17 protein-coding genes are annotated in these 19157 nt (G+C 70.6%); 4 read left to right on the forward strand and 13 right to left on the reverse strand.

Annotated elements, in window-relative coordinates; all coding sequences use genetic code 11:
* Nucleotides 1–21: 21 nt before the first annotated feature.
* The 5 genes from AC2XR2_RS08300 to AC2XR2_RS08320 form a co-directional block, all read right to left on the reverse strand.
* Nucleotides 22–642, reverse strand: a complete 621-nt coding sequence (locus AC2XR2_RS08300; protein WP_330268061.1) for a GTP-binding protein — start codon at nt 640–642, stop codon at nt 22–24.
* Nucleotides 623–1048, reverse strand: coding sequence for a DUF742 domain-containing protein (locus AC2XR2_RS08305; protein ID WP_491514682.1), 426 nt, complete (start codon nt 1046–1048; stop codon nt 623–625). The genes AC2XR2_RS08300 and AC2XR2_RS08305 overlap by 20 nt, the downstream gene beginning before the upstream one ends.
* On the reverse strand, nt 1045–1452 hold the full coding sequence (locus AC2XR2_RS08310) for a roadblock/LC7 domain-containing protein (protein ID WP_007380839.1): 408 nt from the start codon (nt 1450–1452) through the stop codon (nt 1045–1047). Before AC2XR2_RS08310 ends, AC2XR2_RS08305 begins: the two co-directional genes overlap by 4 nt.
* A complete protein-coding gene (locus AC2XR2_RS08315) occupies nt 1449–3038 on the reverse strand; it encodes a sensor histidine kinase (RefSeq protein ID WP_330268059.1) in 1590 nt (529 codons plus the stop codon). The genes AC2XR2_RS08310 and AC2XR2_RS08315 overlap by 4 nt, the downstream gene beginning before the upstream one ends.
* Nucleotides 3039–3330: 292 nt before the next feature.
* Complete coding sequence (locus tag AC2XR2_RS08320; RefSeq protein WP_491514683.1) at nt 3331–3972, reverse strand: TetR/AcrR family transcriptional regulator; 642 nt, start codon at nt 3970–3972, stop codon at nt 3331–3333.
* Between the two features lie 425 nt (nt 3973–4397).
* Between AC2XR2_RS08320 and AC2XR2_RS08325 the strand changes: the two genes are divergently transcribed.
* The 4 genes from AC2XR2_RS08325 to atzF are packed head-to-tail and all read left to right on the forward strand — an operon-like array spanning nt 4398 to nt 11021.
* Nucleotides 4398–5222 (forward strand): urea amidolyase associated protein UAAP1, encoded by an 825-nt coding sequence (locus tag AC2XR2_RS08325; RefSeq protein ID WP_491514684.1) that lies wholly within the window; start codon nt 4398–4400, stop codon nt 5220–5222.
* 38 nt (nt 5223–5260) lie between these two features.
* Nucleotides 5261–5857, forward strand: coding sequence for an urea amidolyase associated protein UAAP2 (locus AC2XR2_RS08330; protein WP_381301251.1), 597 nt, complete (start codon nt 5261–5263; stop codon nt 5855–5857).
* The gene (locus AC2XR2_RS08335) at nt 5854–9360 is read left to right on the forward strand and encodes a 5-oxoprolinase/urea amidolyase family protein (protein ID WP_491514685.1); all 3507 of its coding nucleotides are present in this window, start codon (nt 5854–5856) and stop codon (nt 9358–9360) included. Before AC2XR2_RS08330 ends, AC2XR2_RS08335 begins: the two co-directional genes overlap by 4 nt.
* 14 nt (nt 9361–9374) lie before the next feature.
* Complete coding sequence (gene atzF / locus AC2XR2_RS08340) at nt 9375–11021, forward strand: allophanate hydrolase (RefSeq protein ID WP_491514686.1); 1647 nt, start codon at nt 9375–9377, stop codon at nt 11019–11021.
* A 98-nt stretch (nt 11022–11119) separates the two neighbouring features.
* On the opposite strand, the gene AC2XR2_RS08345 is transcribed toward atzF, so the two are convergent.
* From AC2XR2_RS08345 to AC2XR2_RS08380, 8 genes are all read right to left on the reverse strand, one after another.
* Complete coding sequence (locus AC2XR2_RS08345) at nt 11120–13978, reverse strand: DEAD/DEAH box helicase (protein ID WP_449350116.1); 2859 nt, start codon at nt 13976–13978, stop codon at nt 11120–11122.
* Nucleotides 13979–14329: 351 nt separating this feature from the next.
* A complete protein-coding gene (locus AC2XR2_RS08350; RefSeq protein ID WP_391196013.1) occupies nt 14330–14722 on the reverse strand; it encodes a hypothetical protein in 393 nt (130 codons plus the stop codon).
* A gap of 199 nt (nt 14723–14921) precedes the next feature.
* Nucleotides 14922–15887, reverse strand: coding sequence for a twin-arginine translocase subunit TatC (tatC, locus tag AC2XR2_RS08355; protein WP_381301241.1), 966 nt, complete (start codon nt 15885–15887; stop codon nt 14922–14924).
* Nucleotides 15888–15935: 48 nt separating this feature from the next.
* Entirely contained in the window at nt 15936–16223 is a 288-nt protein-coding gene (gene tatA / locus AC2XR2_RS08360) for a Sec-independent protein translocase subunit TatA (protein WP_123759650.1), read from the reverse strand.
* Between the two features lie 258 nt (nt 16224–16481).
* Nucleotides 16482–16676: a hypothetical protein gene (locus tag AC2XR2_RS08365; protein WP_328745795.1), complete on the reverse strand. Its 195-nt coding sequence runs from the start codon at nt 16674–16676 to the stop codon at nt 16482–16484.
* 46 nt (nt 16677–16722) lie between these two features.
* Nucleotides 16723–17013 (reverse strand): hypothetical protein, encoded by a 291-nt coding sequence (locus AC2XR2_RS08370; protein ID WP_330268049.1) that lies wholly within the window; start codon nt 17011–17013, stop codon nt 16723–16725.
* A complete protein-coding gene (locus tag AC2XR2_RS08375; RefSeq protein ID WP_330268048.1) occupies nt 17010–18083 on the reverse strand; it encodes a helix-turn-helix transcriptional regulator in 1074 nt (357 codons plus the stop codon). Before AC2XR2_RS08375 ends, AC2XR2_RS08370 begins: the two co-directional genes overlap by 4 nt.
* A gap of 18 nt (nt 18084–18101) precedes the next feature.
* On the reverse strand, nt 18102–19055 hold the full coding sequence (locus AC2XR2_RS08380; RefSeq protein ID WP_020141357.1) for a helix-turn-helix transcriptional regulator: 954 nt from the start codon (nt 19053–19055) through the stop codon (nt 18102–18104).
* Between the last annotated feature and the right edge of the window lie 102 nt (nt 19056–19157).

Here is a 19157-nt window from a genome sequence, read left to right on the forward strand (position 1 = left end):
CGTGGGGCGACGGTGTCCGGCTCACGCCGGCGCCTTCTGCGTCGTCAGCGAGTGCAGGAACCGCAGCAACGTCATCAGCACGTCCCGGCTGGAAGCCCTGCGCCGCGCGTCGCACTCGACGATCGGGATGTCCTCGCTCAGGTCGAGCGCGGTGCGCAGTTCCGCGATGTCGTAACGGGGGCCGTCCGGGAAGGTGTTGACGGCGACGACGAAGGGGACGCCGCGTTCCTCCAGGCGGCCCATGACGTCGAAGCTGACTTCGAGACGGCGGGTGTCCACGAGCACCACCGCGCCGAGTGCGCCTTCGAAGAGGCCGTTCCACAGGAACCAGAAGCGCTCCTGGCCCGGGGTGCCGAACAGGTAGAGCACCAGCTGTTCGGTGATGCTGATGCGACCGAAGTCCATCGCCACGGTGGTGGCCGTCTTGGACTCGGAGCCGTAGTTGTCGTCGACCCCCACGCCGGCCTGGGTCATGGTCTCTTCGGTGGTCAGCGGTTTGATCTCACTGACGGAGCCGACCATGGTCGTCTTGCCGACGCCGAAGCCACCCACGATGACGATCTTCACCGCGGCCTGTGCGGTCTTCGGGAGGTGGTCCTCTGTTCGTGGACCGGGAATCGTGTCAGAGCCTTTGAAGTCCATGCATCACCGCTTCGAGGAGGGAACGGTCGGCCAGCGCCTGGCGGATCACAGGGGCGCGCGCCGTCACCAGTTCGGCCGCCAGCAGCTCGGTGAGCAGGACGGTCACCACGCTGAACGGCAGGCTGAGATAGGCGGACAGCTCGGCCACGGACAGCGGGGCCGTGCAGAGCCTGAGCAGCGCCGCCTGCTCGGGCGTGGCGGAGGGCGGTGGGTCGGCGTGCGCCACGATTAAGGTGACCAGGTCGAGTTCCGAGCGCTCGGCCCCGTCGGGGCCGGTGATGACGTACAGCCGCTCGGGGTTCTTCTTCGGTGCCTCGGGAGGGTCCTGGCCCTCCCGCTGCGAAGGCGCAGGGGGCTGTTCCGGGCCGGGTTTGGGGAATCGCCGTCGGCGTTGCGGAGGAGTCATACGGTCTGCCCGTTGCGCCGGGGCGGACTGGTGAGGTGCGCGCCGATACGGACGACCAGGTCGCTCATGCGGGCGCTCATGTGACCGGGCTCGGTGATGATGTCGGAGAGCACCGCGAGATAGGCGTTGGGGCCCGCGGCCATCAGGTAGAAGTAGCCGCCGTGGATCTCGATCAGGACCATCTTCATCTTGCCGTCGCTGCCGGGGATCTCGCCGGCGACGGCGCCCGCCAGGCTCTGCAAGCCCGCGCAGGCCGCGGCGACGCGGTCGGCGGTGTCCGGGTCGCCGCCGTGCCGGGCGATGCGCAGGCCGTCGGCGGAGAGCACCACGATCATCTGGATGCCCGGTACGCCTTTGGCGAGGTCCTGGAGCATCCAGTCGAAGTTGCCTCGCTGCTGGATCACTTGAGGTTCCCCTCGTCTTCGGCCTCGGTTCGGGCCGGTTCGTCGGTCGGCTGACTGGCTGTGGAAGCGGTGGGGCGCTTGAGGCCGTCCATGAACGCCTGGACCCACAGGCCCGGCGGAGTGTCGTCCGGCTTTTTCTCGGGCTCGGGCTCGCGACGGGCCGTCGACCAGACGGTCGGGCGGCCTTCCCGCTCGGCTCGTTCGATCTCGGCCTGCTCTGCGTAGCGCTGGGCGAGCGGGGTCTTGACCTTGCTGCGGCGCTGCGGCAGCCCGTTCGCCGTCCACTCGGTGACCTCGGGGACCTCGTCCTCCATGGACACCGGGGTCGTGAACTTGGGGCTGGTGGGGCGGCGTTTCTTGATGGTGCGCTTGGGGCCTGGCAGGGCGCCGAGTTCGGCCTTGGGCACGGCGGTGGCCCCGATGCCGTGGGCGAGACCGACGCCGGGCTCGTCGGTGAGCATGTCGCTGGGCACGACGAGGATCGCGCGGACACCGCCGTACGCCGAGGCGCGAAGGGAGACCTGCATGTCGTACGCCGCGCAGAGCCGGCCGACGACCGCGAGGCCGAGACGCGGCGACTCGCCCAGGTCCTGGAGGTCGACGCCGGCCTTGGCGCGCTCCAGCATGCCCTCGGCCCGCAGCCGGGCTTCCTCACTGAGGCTGACGCCGGCGTCCTCGATCTCGATGCAGACGCCGGTCTGCACCTCGGTGGCGGTGACGTGGACCTTGCTCTGCGGCGGGGAGTAGCGCGTGGCGTTGTCGAGGAGTTCGGCCGCCGCGTGGATCACGGGCTCCACTGCGGTGCCCTTGACGTTGACCTTGGCGATCGAGGTCAGGTCGATGCGCCGGTACTCCAGGATCCGGGACATGGCACCGCGCAGCACGCTGTAGAGCGCGACAGGCTCGGGCCACTGGCGGCCGGGGCGGCCGCCGCCAAGGACGGAGATGGAGTCGGCGAGCCGGCCGATCAGCGCGGTGCCGTGGTCGATGCGCAGGAGGTCGTCGAAGACCTCGGGGTTGCGGCCGTGGTCCTCCTCCATCTCCCGCAGTTCGTTGGCCTGTTGGTGCACGATGGCCTGGACGCGGCGGGCGATGTTCACGAAGGAGCGCTGTGCGGCGTCGCGCATGACCTCCTCGGTGTCGACGATGTCGAGCACCGTCTTGAGCAACCGCTGCTGTGCGTCGGGCAGATTGCTCCACGCCGGGTCGATGTCACCGAGTCGACGAATCACCTCTCCGGGCGAATTCCCGCGGCGCATCCAGTGCAGTGCCGCAGGGGCGATCTCCTCGGCGAGGCGGTTCATGTCCTCTTCGTGGGCGGCGATCCGCCGCTCCAGATGGGCGGTGTGCCGAGTGTGTTCGACGCGGACGTCCCGCAGGACACGGCCCCGCCGTACTGCCTCGGCTCCCACCGCGATCACCAGCAACGTGGCAACGGCACCGCACAACCCGACGGCGACCCTCGCGGGCTCCTGCACTGCCGCGACGGCGGCCCCGGTCGCCGCGGCCATGACTATGGCGGGGAGCAACAGCACGCGCGCATACGGCAGTTCACGCCGTCCTGGGGGGGACTGAACACTCACCATGTGGGCCCTCTGAGACGTATCGACGGGGAGTCGTACATATAGGGAACAAGCGCACGAATACACATCAACTCGGTGCGCTGCGGGCGAGCTTAGTCCGACCGGATCATCGCCGTGTCATATTCAGCAAGCGCCTGAAACGGACATCGCGACTGGAGTACCCTCGGTCCATTTACACGCTCAGGCATCGTTCGCACACGGTGAGTCATCACGGACGGGCGTACGAAACCCGCTCACCGTGGCGGGTGAAGAACAGCCCTAGGCGGCCCTACGACCCCGGGGCGGCCCCTCCGGATCAGACCCCGGCGATCCGCAACGCGGCGTCCGCGGTGGCTTCCGCGAAGACGGACACCGGACGCTCGGGATCGGAGCGGTGGACGAGGATCACGCCCTCGATCAGACCGAACAACAAATCCGTACGGAGATCGAGCTCGCCCTTCGCGAGGGCACCGCCCGCGTCCGTCGCGGCGATCAACTGCCGGTAGGTGTCCTTGAGTTCGGCGCGCACGGCGTGGAAGCCGGCGAACCGCTCGGTGCGCACCTCCGGCAGCAGATAGAGACCGCCGAGGTTGTACGGCCCTCCGCACAGCACCTCGACGTCCGCGCGGCACAGCTCCCACAGCCGGCGTTCGGGCGGGACCGTGTCGTCGGCTAGCAGTTCGCGGGCGTACGTCAGCGAGGGCGTGACCGTGGACTCCAGGAGCTCGGCGAGGAGCTCCTCCTTGCCGGAGACGTAGTGGTACATGGACGCCTGCCGCATGCCCGCACGCTCCGCGACGGCGCGGGTGCTGGTGGCGGCGTACCCGAGGGTGGTGAACAACTCGGCGGCGGCGACGAGGAGTTCATCGCGCGGCGCGAGTCCGCTGTCCGGCCGCCGGGCAGCCCGCGGCCTCCCGACCCGCCGCCCCGACTCCGCCGCCCCACCTGTCGTACCCATGCGTTCGATCCTCGCACACGGGGGCGCGAGGCTCTCCGAGCGACCTGCGTGCAGGTCCGGGTCGGCTTGGGACTCCGCCCCTGGCACGGACCGGGAGCCGCCAGCGCCCTGCCCCCAGAGGGATGGCCACTTCGGAGATCCATCCCCTGACGCGTGACGTTGCACGGGTGGCTGCGACACACCCGGGCCCGCAGCACGCAGCCAACAAGCCACGCCGCTACCAACGCCCCGCAGCCCCGACACCCACACCGCCGCCGGCAAGTCGAGCCTCCCCCGCAGCCGCCAGCCCTCATGAGCACACCCGACCCCGCCCCACCCCCGTGAGCCCCCGGTAACCAACCGGCAACACCCGAGCAACCCCCCCGACCCTCCCCACCCCTAATTTCTGTCAAGCGACAGAAATCACCCGGAGCCGGAGGTCCCCCATGGCCACAGAGACCACCTACGGAGCCCGAGACCACGCCCGCGCACAGGACGGCACCCGCGCCGAGGCCATGCCCGTCGTCCCGGCCGGCGACTGGCCGGACCCGCCGGCCGGGGTCGGCCCCCTCGTGTGGGCGGAGACCGTCGCGGGAGGCAACTACACGCACCGCGTCCTCGCCCGCGGCACCGAGCTCCGCCTCACCGACCTCCGCGGAGACGCCTGCGCCCACTTCCTGCTGTACGCGGAGGGCCGCCCCTGGGAGCGTCTCAACGTCGCCGACACGGTCAAGGTCCAGTGGAACGCCTACCTCGGCGAGGACCAGCTCCTCCTGTCCGACCAGGGCCGCGTCCTCGCGAGCGTCATCGCCGACACCTCCGGCCGCCACGACACCCTGTGCGGCACCTCCACCCTGGCCCGCAACACCGAGCGCTACGGCGACGGCACCCCCCAGAGCCCCTCCCCCGCCGGCCGCGAGCTCTTCAAGCTGGCGGCGGCGAAGAACGGCCTCGACCCCCGTAACCTGCCGCCCTCCCTCTCCTTCTTCCAGGGCGTGCGGATCCGCGAGGACGGCACCCTCGACTTCACCGGCTCGGCCGGCCCCGGCGCCGCCGTCACCCTCCGCGCCGAGCAGGACGTGACGGTCCTGATCGCGAACGTCCCGCACCCCGCCGACCCGCGCCCCGACTACGTCAGCACCCCCCTGGAGGTGCTCGCCTGGCGCGCCGGACCGACCGAGCCCGGCGACCCCCTCTGGGACGCCACCCCCGAAGGCCGCCGCGCCTTCCTCAACACCGCCGAATTCCTCGCCTCCAGGGGGCTCGCATGAAGCTCGACGGGACACGCGCGAGGCTCGAAGGGACTCCCATGAAGACCGTCGTTCCGGCCCGCTCCGCCTGGTCCTCCGTCATCCCCGAGGGCGGCACACTCACCATCACCGACCTGCACGGCAACCAGGCCGTCGACTTCCTCGTCTACGACGCCCACGACACGGCCGTCCGCTACAGCGCCCCCGACACCATCCAGGCGCAGGGCGGCATCTTCCTCACCACGGGCAGCGTCCTCATGTCCAACGAGCACACCCCGCTGATGACGGTCACCGCCGACGACGTGGGCCGCCACGACACGGTCGGCGGCGCCTGCTCCAAGGAGTCCAACACCCTGCGCTACGGCCACCACACCTGGTCGCAGCACGCCTGCGTGGACAACTTCCTTGCCGAGGGCGCGAAGTACGGTCTCGGCAAGCGCGACCTCGTCTCCAACATCAACTGGTACATGAACGTCCCGGTCGAGCAGGACGGCACCCTCGGCATCGTCGACGGCATCTCCGCCCCCGGCCTCTCCCTGACCCTGCGCGCCGACCGCGATGTTCTCGTCCTGGTCTCCAACTGCCCCCAGATCAACAACCCTTGCAACGGCTTCGACCCGACACCCGTGGAAATGACGATCGGGGCCGACGCATGACCTTCGACACCCTCCTCATAGCCAACCGCGGCGAGATAGCCGTCCGCATCATCCGCACGGCCCGTCAACTCGGCCTGCGCACAGTCGCCGTGTACTCCGACGCCGACCGCGCCGCCCCCCACGTCCGCCTCGCCGACCAGGCCGTACGCCTCGGCCCCGCGCCCGCGAAGGAGTCGTACCTCGACGCCGACCTGGTCCTGAAGGCGGCCAAGGACTCCGGCGCCGGCGCGATCCACCCCGGCTACGGCTTCCTGTCCGAGGACGCCGAGTTCGCGCGCCGGTGCGAGGCGGCGGGGATCGTCTTCGTGGGCCCCACGCCCGAGCAACTGGAGCTGTTCGGCGCGAAGCACACGGCACGGGCCGCGGCGGAGGCGGCCGGGGTGCCGCTGGCTCCGGGCACGGGACTGCTGCCCTCGCTCGAAGAAGCACTCCAGGCAGCCGACACCATCGGCTATCCCGTCATGCTCAAGGCCACCGGCGGGGGCGGCGGCATCGGCATGTCGGCCTGCCGCTCCGCCGCCGAACTGACCGACGCCTGGGACCGCGTGCAGCGGGTCGCCGCCGCCTCCTTCTCCTCCGCGGGCGTCTTCCTGGAACGGCTCGTCGAGCACGCCCGCCATGTCGAGGTGCAGGTCTTCGGCGACGGCGAGGGCGGGGTCGTCACCTTCGGCGACCGCGACTGCTCCCTCCAGCGCCGCAACCAGAAGGTCGTGGAGGAGGCCCCGGCTCCGGGACTCCCCGCCGACATCCGCTCGCAACTCGCCGCCAGTGCCCGCGACTTGTGCGCCTCCGTCGACTACCGCTCCGCCGGAACCGTCGAGTTCGTCTACGACGCCGCCCGCGAGGAGGCTTACTTCCTGGAGGTCAACACCCGCCTCCAGGTGGAGCATCCGGTCACCGAGGAGATCTACGGCGTCGACCTGGTCGCCTGGATGCTCCGCCTGGCCCGCGGCGAACGGGACGTCGTGCGCGAACCCGGCCCCCCGCACGGCCACGCCGTCGAGGCCCGCCTCTACGCCGAGGACCCCTCCCGTGAACACCGGCCCAGCGCGGGCCTGTTGACCCGGGTCGAGTTCCCCACCGGGGTCCGTGTCGACGGCTGGGTGGAGACGGGCACCGAGGTGACGACGTCGTACGACCCGATGCTCGCGAAGGTCATCGCGTACGGCCCCGATCGCGCCCACGCGCTCCGGCGGCTGGACGAGGCGCTGGCCCGCACCCGCGTCGACGGCATCGAGACCAACCTGGGCCTGGTCCGGGCGGCGCTCACGCACACGGACTTCAAGAAGGCCACCCACTCCACGGCGACCCTCACCGAGGTCACCGACCCCACCCCGCGCATCGAGGTCGTGGCCCCCGGCACCCTCACCACGGTCCAGGACTGGCCGGGCCGCACCGGCTACTGGCAGGTCGGCGTGCCCCCGTGCGGCCCCATGGACGACCGCTCCTTCCGGCTCGGCAACACGGCGCTGGGCAACCCGGAGGGCGCCCCCGGCCTCGAATGCACCTTGCAGGGACCGTCGTTGAGGTTCACCCACCCCACGACCGTCTGTGTGACAGGCGCCCCTGCCCCGGTCACCGTGGACGGCACACCGGTCGCCCAGTGGGAGCCGGTCACCGTCCCCGCGGGCGGAACGCTGGAGGTCGGCGCCCCCGCCGAGCACGGACTGCGCACCTACGTCCTCGTCGCCGGCGGCCTCGACGTCCCGGACTTCCTCGGCAGCGCGAGCACCTTCACGCTGGGCCGCTTCGGCGGTCACGGCGGACGGGCCCTGCGCACGGGAGACGTACTGCACGGCGGAACCCGGACGGAGGGGACGGCCGTACAGGACCCGCCGTCCTACACCTCCACCTGGCACATCGGAGCCGTCGAAGGCCCGCACGCCGCACCGGAGTTCTTCACCGAGGAGGACATCCGCGACTTCTACGCCGCCGACTGGAAGGTCCACTTCAACTCGGCCCGCACCGGCGTCCGCCTGGTCGGCCCCAAGCCCCGCTGGGCCCGGACCGACGGCGGCGAGGCGGGTCTGCACCCGTCCAACATCCACGACACCCCGTACTCGGTCGGAGCCGTCGACTACACCGGTGACATGCCGGTGCTGCTCGGCCCGGACGGGCCCTCGCTGGGCGGTTTCGTCTGTCCGGCGACCGTGATCAGCACCGAGCGCTGGAAACTGGGCCAGTTGCGCCCGGGCGACACCGTGCGCTTCGTACCGGTGAACACGGACGGCTCCGAGCGCCCGGCCATCGTGGACGGCGGCATCCTCGCCCGCGACGGCGACGTCACCTACCGCCGCAGCGGCGACGACAACCTGCTGGTCGAGTTCGGCCCCATGCAGCTGGACCTGGCCCTCCGCATGCGCGTCCACGCCCTGATGGAGGCGCTCGCCGAGCGGGGCCCGGACGGCATCACCGACCTCACCCCCGGCATCCGCTCCCTCCAGATCCAGACGAACCCGACCCGCCTCCCCCAACAGCAACTCCTCACCGCGGTAAGGGAGATCGCCACCTCGCTCCCCCCGTCCGACGAACTGGTCGTCCCCTCCCGCACGGTGCACCTCCCCCTCTCCTGGGACGACCCCGCCACCCGTGAGGCGATCGCCCGCTACATGGCGGGTGTTCGCGACGACGCGCCCTGGTGCCCCTGGAACATCGAGTTCATCCGCCGCGTCAACGGCCTGGAGTCGGTGAACGACGTCTACGACACGGTCTTCGACGCCGAATACCTCGTACTCGGCCTGGGAGACGTCTACTTGGGCGCCCCCGTGGCCACCCCGCTCGACCCGCGCCACCGCCTGGTGACCACGAAGTACAACCCGGCCCGCACCTGGACGGCGGAGAACTCGGTCGGCATCGGCGGCGCCTACCTCTGCATCTACGGCATGGAGGGACCCGGCGGCTACCAGTTCGTGGGCCGTACGACCCAGGTGTGGTCGCCCTGGCAGCAGCGCGGCGCGTTCGAGCCGGGCTCGCCCTGGCTGCTGCGCTTCTTCGACCGCATCAAGTGGTACCCGGTGGAGGCGGACGAACTCCTGGAGCTGCGCGCCGACATCATCTCCGGCCGCTTCGTGCCCCGCGTCGAGGAGGGCACCTTCTCGCTCGCCGACTACCAGCGCTTCCTCGCCGAACACGCCGAGTCCATCGGGGAGTTCAGGACACGCCAGCAGGTGGCCTTCGGCGCGGAGCGGGACGCGTGGGAGGCGGCGGGCGAGTTCGCCCGGGCCGAGTCGGCAGCCGCACCGGCAACCGCTCCCACCGACCTGGTCCTCCCACCCGGCGCCCGTCTGATCGAGGCCGAATTCGCGGCCTCCGTATGGCAGTTGAACGTGGCGCAGGGCGACGAGGTGACGGCCGGCCAGCCGCTCCTCGCCCTGGAGGCGATGAAGATGGAGTCCAGGGTGCACGCGCCGGCCGCCGGCGTGGTCACGGAGATCCTGGCCAGGCCGGGCGACCAGGTGGAGGCCGGAACGGCACTGCTCGTCCTGGCCCCGCCCGCACAGTGAAAGAGGAGCACACCATGTCCACCACCGTCACCCGGGTCCGTGCCGCCTACGACCGCATCGAGGCCGTGGACCGCCCCGAGATCTGGATCGACCTGCGCCCACGGGAGGAGGTCGAGCGGGAGGCCCTCGCGATCGACGAACGGCTCGCGCAGGGCGAGCAACTGCCGCTCGCGGGCCGCCTGTTCGCCGCCAAAGGCAACATCGACGTGGCCGGACTGCCCACGACGGCGGCCTGTCCGTCGTACGCCTACCATCCCGAGGCCGACGCGCCGGTGGTCGCGGGACTCCGTGCGGCGGGCGCCCTCGTGCTCGGCACCACGAACCTGGACCAGTTCGCGACGGGCCTGGTCGGCACCCGCTCCCCGCACGGCGCGGTCCGCAACGCGTACGACCCGTCCCGGATCAGCGGCGGCTCCAGCTCCGGCTCGGCGGTCGCCGTGGCCCTGGGCATCGTGGACTTCGCCCTCGGCACCGACACGGCGGGCTCCGGCCGGGTCCCGGCCGCCTTCAACGGCATCGTCGGCCTCAAGCCCACCCGGGGCCTGGTCCCCACCACCGGTGTCGTCCCGGCCTGCGCCTCGATCGACTGCGTGACGGTCTTCGCCCGCACCCTCCCGGAGGCCGAACAGGCGCTGGCCCACATGACGACGGACACCGCCCCGTCCCTCCCCGGCCGCCGCCCCGGCCCCTGGCGGGTCGCGGTCCCGCCGCGCGAGCAGCTCGGCGAACTGGACGAGGGCTGGGCGGAGGCGTACGAGGCCGCGGTACGACAGCTGACCGCGGCAGGCGCGTCGGTACGCGAACTCGACCTCACGCCCTTCACCGAGGCGGCGGCGATGCTCTACGAGGGCGCGTTCGTGGCCGAGCGCTACACAGCGGTGGGTGCTTTTATCGACAAGGCGACAGCACAGGGCGATCAGACCCTGGACCCCACGGTCGCCGCCATCATCACCCGCGCCCGCGACCTCCCGGCCCACCAGCTCTACGCGGACCTGGACCGCCTGGCCGCCCTGCGGACCCGGGCTCTGGAGGAACTGTCGGACGCGGACGCCCTCCTCCTCCCCACCACCCCCGGCCATCCCACCCTCGCCGAGGTGGCCGCCGATCCCCTGGGCTCCAATGCCCGTCTGGGCCGCTTCACCAACTCCACGAACCTCTTCGACCTGGCGGCGGTCGCGGTCCCGTCCGGCAAGGTGAACGGCCTCCCCTTCGGCGTGATGCTGATCGGCCCGGCCCACACGGACGAACGCCTGGCGAGGCTCGCGACCCTGCTCCAGCCCGAGACCCGCCTGGCCGTGGTCGGCGCCCACCTGACGGGCCAGCCCCTGAACCCCCAACTCCTGGCGCTGGGCGCCCGCTTGGACCGCACGACGACCACGGCCCCGGTGTACCACCTGCACGCCCTGCGCACCGACCCCCCGAAGCCGGGCCTGGTGCACGTGGGCGACGGTGGCGCCGAGATCGAGGTAGAGGTGTGGCGCCTCCCGGCGGATGGCCTGGGCCGCCTGCTGACGCTCCTCCCCCGCCCAATGACTCTGGGCAAGGTGCAGTTGGCGGACGGCAGCGAGGTCCCCGGCTTTCTCTGCGAGCCGTCAGCCCTCGTGAACGCGGCGGACATCACGGCGCACGGAGGCTGGCGGCCCTATCTGAACGCCGAGTAGGTCAACTCCCCCAGGGGCGCGGGGCTGTGTTGGATGTGCGGCTACCGCCGCGTGGGCGCGACCAGCCACAACGGAACCCGCGCCCGCCCTCGAACCCGTCACCCCACCGACGAGTACGCCACCACTCCCCGCAGCAACAGATCAACAGCCTTACGCGCAGCCTTGGCCACACTCGAGCTCTCGGCAGAGACAGGCGCCGCCGCCGAGATCTGCCCCAGCACATCAATCACCTGCTTGCACCACCGCACGAAGTCCCCGGCCGGCATCTCCGCCTCCCGAAGAACCTCGTCGAGCCCCTTCCCGGAAGCCCACATGTACGCGGACCAGGCGAACCCGAGATCCGGCTCCCGCTGCCCGACCCCCTCGGCCTGGTTGATCCGGAAGTCCTCCTCCAGGGCGTCCAGGCGACCCCAGATCCGCACCATCTCCCCGAGCGCGGCCTTGGCCTTCCCGGACGGCAGCTTGGGCGCCATCGCGTCGTCGCCGGCCCGCGACTCGTACACCAGGGCCGAGACGCACGCGGCCAGTTCGGCGGGGCCGAGCCCCTCCCAGACGCCTTCCCGCAGGCACTCGCTGGCGAGCAGATCGAGTTCGCCGTACAGGCGGGCCAGCCGCTTGCCGTGTTCGGTGACCTCGTCGCCGCGCAGGTAGTCCAGCTCGGTCAGCAGCGCCACGATCCGGTCGAAGGTGCGGGCGATGGTGTTGGTGCGCCCCTCGATCCGCCGCTCCAGCTGCGAGGTGTCCCGCAGCAGCCGGTGGTACCGCTCGGCCCAACGGGCGTGGTCCTCCCGGTCGTTGCACCCGTGGCAGGGGTGCGCCCGGATCGCGGTGCGCAGCCGGGCGATCTCCCGGTCGTCGGCGGCCTGGGACCGCTTCTTGCGGGCCCGCTCCGGCGGGATGTGCCCGGCCTTGGTGCGCAGCGCGGAGGCGAGGTCCCGTCGGGACTGCGGTGAGCGGGGGTTGAAGGACTTCGGGATCCGCATCCGCTCCAGCGCCTCGACGGGCACCGGGAAGTCCATCGACGCGAGCCGCTTGACCTGCCGCTCGGCGGTCAGCACCAGCGGCCGCGGTCCGTCGTGGTGCTCGAAGCCCCGGTGGCCGTTGGACCGGCCGGCGGGCAGCCCCGGGTCGAGGACCAGGGCGAGACCGGCGTACTTGCCCGTCGGCACATGGATGACGTCACCCGGCTTGAGCTTCTCCAGCGCCACGGCCGCCTCGGCCCGCCGCTCGTTGGCGCCCTGCCGGGCCAGCTCGGTCTCCCGGTCCTTGAGCTCCCGCCGCAGTCGCGCGTACTCCTCGAAGTCGCCGAGGTGGCAGGTCATGGAGGCCTTGTAGCCGTCGAGGCCCTCCTCGTTGCGCTGCACCTGCCGGGAGATCCCGACGACCGACTTGTCGGCCTGGAACTGCGCGAAGGACGTCTCCAGGAGCTCACGCGAGCGGTGCCGCCCGAACTGCTCCACGAGATTGACCGCCATGTTGTACGACGGCTTGAAGCTGGACCGCAGCGGATACGTGCGTGTGCCCGCCAGCCCGGCCAGATGCTCCGGACTCGACCCCCGCTGCCACAGCACCACCGCGTGGCCCTCGACGTCGATGCCGCGGCGCCCCGCACGGCCCGTCAGCTGGGTGTACTCGCCGGGTGTGATGTCGGCGTGCTGCTCGCCGTTCCACTTGACGAGCTTCTCCAGCACCACGGACCGCGCGGGCATGTTGATGCCCAGCGCGAGCGTCTCGGTCGCGAACACGGCCTTGACCAGGCCGCGCACGAACAGCTCCTCGACGACCTCCTTGAAGGTCGGCAGCATGCCCGCGTGGTGGGCCGCGATACCGCGCTCCAGGCCCTCCAGCCATTCGTAGTACCCGAGGACATGGAGGTCCTCGGTGGGGATCGACGCGGTGCGCTCCTCGACGAGCGCGCGCACCTTCGCCCGCGCCTCCTCGTCGTTCAGCCGCAGACCGGCGTACAGGCACTGCTGTACGGCCGCCTCGCAGGCGGCGCGGCTGAAGATGAACGTGATGGCGGGCAGCAGGCCTTCGGCGTCGAGCCGCTCGATGACCTCGGGCCGGCTGGGCGTCCACACCCTGGAGCGCTGCCGGCGCTCCCGCTCCCGGTCGGCCTCGCGCATGGCGCGGCCGCGCCTGCGGTCCTGGTACGACGGCCGCTGGGCCTCCATCCGGGCCAGCCGGGCGAGGTCGGGGTTGACGGCCTTCTTGTTGCCCTCGCCCTCCTCGAACAGGTCGTACATCCGCCGCCCGGCGAGCACGTGCTGGAACAGCGGCACGGGCCGGTGCTCGGAGACGATCACCTGGGTGTCACCGCGGACGGTGTCGAGCCAGTCGCCGAACTCCTCGGCGTTGGACACGGTCGCCGACAGCGACACCAGAGTCACCGACTCGGGGAGGTGGATGATCACCTCCTCCCACACGGCGCCCCGGAAGCGGTCGGAGAGGTAGTGCACCTCGTCCATGACCACGTAGCCGAGGCCGAGGAGGGTCTGCGAGCCCGCGTAGAGCATGTTCCGCAGGACCTCGGTGGTCATCACGACCACGGGGGCGTCGGAGTTGACGCTGTTGTCGCCGGTGAGCAGGCCGACCTTGTCGGCGCCGTAACGGCGGCTGAGGTCCGCGTACTTCTGGTTGGACAGCGCCTTGATGGGGGTGGTGTAGAAGCACTTCTTGCCCTGCTGGAGGGCGAGGTGGACGGCGAACTCGCCGACGATCGTCTTGCCGGAGCCGGTGGGGGCGGCCACCAGCACGCCCTTCCCGGCTTCGAGAGCCTTGCAGGCCTCGATCTGGAAGGGGTCGAGACCGAAGTCGTACATCTCGCGGAAGCCCGCGAGCGCGGTGGCCTGCTCGGCTGCCCGCAATTTGGCTGCCGCGTACCGCTCGGCCGGTGAGAGGTCCTCTGTCATCGTGCTTTCGAGCGTACCGGGCCCCACTGACAACAGGACGATCAATATCCGGATCGGATCCCGCGAAACCTGCTCTTCACGCAGTTCACGGACCTACGACGGCCACGGCTCCCCGGACGCCCCGCCCGTCGGGGGCGAACAGCCGGGGCATCTCATGCGGTTACCGCGGTCGTCGACCCGAGGTCGAGGCCGGAGGCGAGACAGATTCATACCCGGGTGTCGATGCGACCGGACGGTAAGTGCGCGGCAAGCAGAAGCGGCCGGTAGCGCCGTAAAGGCGCCCCGGCCGCGACTCGCGGAGGGTGATGATGAGAGAGGCGATCAGGACGGTCCCCTCGCAGGTGTTACAGGGGAGGCCCGCTCGCTCCGGTCACGCCATCACAACCCTGTCTCCGCTCACTCGTAGTAGCTGTACTCCCAGACGTTCGACGGAGTCGTGTCCGAGGCCCCGTCCACCGTGCCCACCTTGATCCAGTAGGTCACGCCTTCCTTGACGTCGTACTGGAAGTGGGCGATGGTCGAGTCCGCTCCCGAGCCGTCGTAGGCCGTAGCGAGCGTCGTACCGGCCGAGTTGGTCAGGTAGCCCCGTACTCCGTGACCGTCCGCGTACGTGTCCCAGACGTAGAAGTGGTCTCCGTCGTCGACGACCGTGACCTGGCCCACCGTCGTGCCACTGCCGTTGTACGAGCAGTAGCAGGTGGCCGCCTGCGCCGAGCTGGAGGTCACAAAGACCATCCCCGCCGCAGATGCCACGGCCAGCGCTCCGCCGATGATCGTTCGCCTGAACATGTAGCCCCCTGGTTCTCAGAATTGAACGTGAACCTTCAAAACCAAAACGACACTACAGTTCGAATGGAAGGTAAGGATCTTACTTTACTGATCGTTACCTGCTCGTGATCAGAGACTTCCCGCGTGCGCCGAAGCGATCAGAGCAACGCAAAGGTGCCCCCTGCTCAGCGGGGGGCACCTTGCTCAGTCTCCGTACCGCTCAGGTGACGTCGTCATATCCGTTCACGCGCGGGCTGTCCGCCTCTGCCTGCTGGGGCAACGACCGGCTGACGGCAACGGTCTCGACCTCGCCGATGTCCTCAGGGGTGAGGTCGAGGTCGGAGGCCTCGTCGTCGGCGGGACCCTCGGCCTCGCGGCGGCGCTTGCGCCGGTCGTTGGCCAGGGAGAAGACCACCGCGAAGAAGTACAGCACCCAGATCGGGCCGGCCAGCGCGAGCATGCTCAGCGGGTCCGTGCTAGGCGTCGCCACGGCGGCGAACACGGTGATGCCCATGATCATGCCCCGCCACCAGCCGAGCATCCGCTTGCCGGTGATCAGGCCGGTGAGATTGAGCATGACCAACAGCAGCGGCAACTCGAAGGACAGACCGAAGACGATCACCATGCGGGTGACGAGCTGCAGCAGATCGTCGAGCGGGAGCAGGTTGTCGATGCTGCCGCTCGGCGTGAAGTCGATCAGCACCTTCGCGGTGGTGGGGAGCACCGAGTACGCGAAGTAGGCGCCACCGATGAACAGCGGGGCACCGGTGAAGACGAACGCGTACGCGTACTTCTTCTCGTGCCGGTGCAGACCCGGGGCCACGAACGCCCAGAGCTGGTACAGCCAGATCGGCGAGGCCAGGACGATTCCCGCCGTCAGGGACACCTGGAGGGCCAGGGTGAACGGCGCGAGCAGGCCGTTGATGGTGATCCGGGCGCACTTCCGCGTGGCGTCGTCCGACGACGCCTTGGCGAGTTCCTCGAAGCTCTTGCTGCACCCGATCGAGTCCAGGATCGGCTTCGTCAGGAAGTTGATGATGTCGTTGTAGAAGAAGGCAGCGACCACCGTCACGATGACGATGGCCAGCAAGGCCTTCGCGAGCCGGTTGCGGAGCTCACGAAGGTGATCCGCGAGAGGCATCCGCCCCTCGGGATCCTTCTCCTCTTTGCGGGCAGACTTGAGCAACCCACGTTCCCATCTCGTGCAGGCGGGCCGGAGGTCACCGGCCCCGCGTCAGCGCTTGGTCGTGTCCGTCGGCTCGGTGACCGGGCGCGAGCTCGTCACGTCGCCGGGGGCGGCCTGGATGGTGCGCTGAGAGGCCTGCTCGTCGGTGTTGGGCGGGCCGGCCGGGGTGGCCGTGCTGCTGCCGCCCTCCTCCTTCATCGCCTTGGCCTCGCTCTTGAGGATGCGAGCGGACTTGCCGAGCGAGCGCGCCATGTCGGGAAGCTTCTTCGCGCCGAACAGCAGGATGATGACGACGAGGATGAGAATGATCTCGGGGGCGCCGAGCCTTCCGAACATAAGTCTTTACCTTCTCACCGAGGCGGCTTGTGGGGTGCTGTCCGACCGGTCGGACATGTGTCCGACCAGTCGTGCTGGCAGCGATCGTAACGCTCAGGGGTGAACGCCTGGCAATCCCTGTGCGTACTCCCGGTTCGCGACCGAGCCTCGTTATCCGGACCGCGACCAGCAGCGTACCTGCCGACCACGCCCCGGTGACAGGGCGAAGTGGCCCAAAACGCATCTGGCGCTCGACTCACACCTGACTCTCAGCCGTACTCACAACGAGTCCGCGGAACGGGCCGTGCTCACCGCCGCCCGCTCCAGGTCTTCGGCGGCCCGGTTGATGCGCCGCGCCGAGTCGGTGACCTGGCGGCCGAGGCGCTGGGCCTCGAGGAAGACCCGGACGGCGAGCACGCCCAGCACGGCGAGACCCACGAAACCCACTGCTACCGCGAACATCGGCCAGAACATGGCACCGAGCCTAGAGGGTCTGGAGGGACAGGAGGGACGGGAGGGACTAGAGGGTGGAGTGCAGGCGCAGCGTCCGCACCCCGCCACCGGTCAGCAGCTCCACGATCCGCTCGCCGGCGGGTTTGCGGACGGCGGCACCGCACTCGGGGCAGGTGAAGGAGTAGAAGGTGGCGCGGCTGGTCGCGCCGATGGCCAGGCGCAGGGCACCGGCGGCCAGCTCGAACCGCTCCCGGCAGTCCGGGCAGCTCGCCTTGAAGGTCACCGGAGCCACGCTTCTCATCCCCGCGAAAGCGGCAGCCACCGTCATACCCGCACCTGACGTCGCCGACTCGCTCAAAGCCCCTGCTCCTGCCTGTCGTACTGCCCGTCCTGGCCGTCGCGCCGCCCCTCGGGCCCGGCGTCCGTCCCGTGCGCGCCGAGCGCCTCGACCCCGTCGTAGGCCGCCAGCGCCTCGCGGGCCGCCTCACGGGCGCTGTCGGCGAGGTCGCGCGGCGAGACGATACGGCCGTCGCGGCCGAGCCGGAGCGCCAGGCGCCTGAGCGACGCCGGGTCGGGGGTGCGGAGGGTAATACGCAGCCCGCCGTCGGAAAGCTCATCCGCACTGTCGTGCGGGTAGTACTCGGCGACCCAGCGGCCGCCCGGACCGACCTCGACGACCACCTCGGGATCCTCGGCCGCGGGCTGCACGAGCCCTTCGGACAGGTCCCTGAGCTCGATCTCCGGGGGCGCGGCGGGCTCGTCGAGGATCTTGATCTCGGCCACCCGGTCGAGCCGGAAGGTGCGCCGCGCCTCGGAGCGGCGGCACCAGGCCTCGACGTAGGTGTGGCCGACGCTGACCAGGCGGATCGGGTCGATCTCGCGCTCGGTGACCTCGTCACGGGCCGGGGAGTAGTAGCGGATCCACAGCCGGCGCCGCTCGGAGATGGCCCGGTCGACGTCCGCGAAGACCCCGCCCTCGGACTCGAAGGTCACCGACAGCCGGGAGCTCGCGCCCGCCTGTTCCCCGGCCGCAGTCTCCACCTTGGCGGTGGCCCGCAGCAGCGCCTGCCGGTCGCTCTCCCGCAGGCCCGGCAGCGTGGCCACCGCGCGGGCCGCCACCAGGAGCGCGGTCGCCTCGTCGGCGGCGAGCCGGAGCGGCTCGGCGGTCTCCTCGCCGAGGGCGGCGGGGTTGTGCCACCAGATCCGCTCGCCGTCGGTGTCGATGTCGAGGAGGTCGCCGCCGCGGAAGCTGGTGCCGCACATGGGCAGCACGTCGAGGTCGGAGACCAGCTCGTCCTCGGTGATCCCGAAGGCCCGGGCGACGTCCTCGACCCGTGCCCCGGGACGCTCCTTCAGGTAGGTCACCAGGGAGAGCATCCGCCGGGTCTGGTCGATGGCGTTCGTCGGCCTGACCGGTTTGCCTGCCATGATCTCTTCCGCTCCCCCTCAGCCCTTGGCCACGGCACGCAGCCGGTCCACCACGTCGGCCCGCAGCTCGGCAGGCTCCAGGACCACCACGTCGGGACCGAACTCCACCAGCCAGGCGTCCAGGCCGTGGCCGTACGGAATCTCCAACTCGTCCCAGCCGTCGCCGAGTTCCCGCACCGCGGTGGCCTTCGCCCGCAAGGGGTACCCGGCGCCCGTGCGCAGCCGGATCAGCGCGCTGCGGTCGGCGGTCTCCCCCGCCCAGCCCGCCACGGTCTCGCGGACGGTGACGACATCCGGCACGGGTGCGGTGAAGCGGGTCCCGCGCGAGCGGACCTTGCCGGTGATCCGGGAGAGCCGGAACACCCGCTCCGCACCCCGGTCGCGGTCGAACCCGGCCAGGTACCAGTGGCCGCGCCAGCACTCCAGCGCCCACGGTTCGACATGGCGGGGCTCGGGGTGGGCGGCGGTGGCCTTGCGGTAGTCGAAGACGACCGGACGGCGGTCGCGGCAGGCGAGCATCAGCGGCTCGAAGGAGGCCTCGTGCACCGGGATGCGCGGCTCCAGGGCGCCATGCGCCTCGTACGGGTCGACGTCCTCGGGCAGCCCCGCCGCGCGCAGCTTCTGCAACGCGCCGCTGGCCGCGCCCGCGAGCCGGGCCTGCTGCCACACCTTGGCGGCAAGCCCCAGGGCCGCTGCCTCCTCGGCGTCGAGAGTGATGGGCGGCAGCCGGTTGCTGTCCCGCCGCGCGAGATAGCCCACTTCACCGTCGAGGTTCTCAACGGTCTCGATGACGAGCCCGAGTTCGCGCAGATCGTCCTTGTCGCGCTCGAACATCCGGTTGAAGGAGTCGTCGGAATTCGCTTCCAGGTAGGCCTCGATGGACTCCCGAAGCTCCCGCTTGCTGAGCGGCCGTCGCGTCCCGAGCAGACACAGCGCCAGGTTCATCAGCCGCTCGGCCTTGGCAATGGCCATCGACGCCCTTCGCCTCCCTATGGTGCTTACGGACGATGACCGTACCGCCCCGAAGGAGCAAGGCAAAAGCCGAGGGCCCATGCACGGACAGGCATGGACCCT

This window comes from Streptomyces sp. LS-MS-L19 (genome assembly GCF_058382285.1).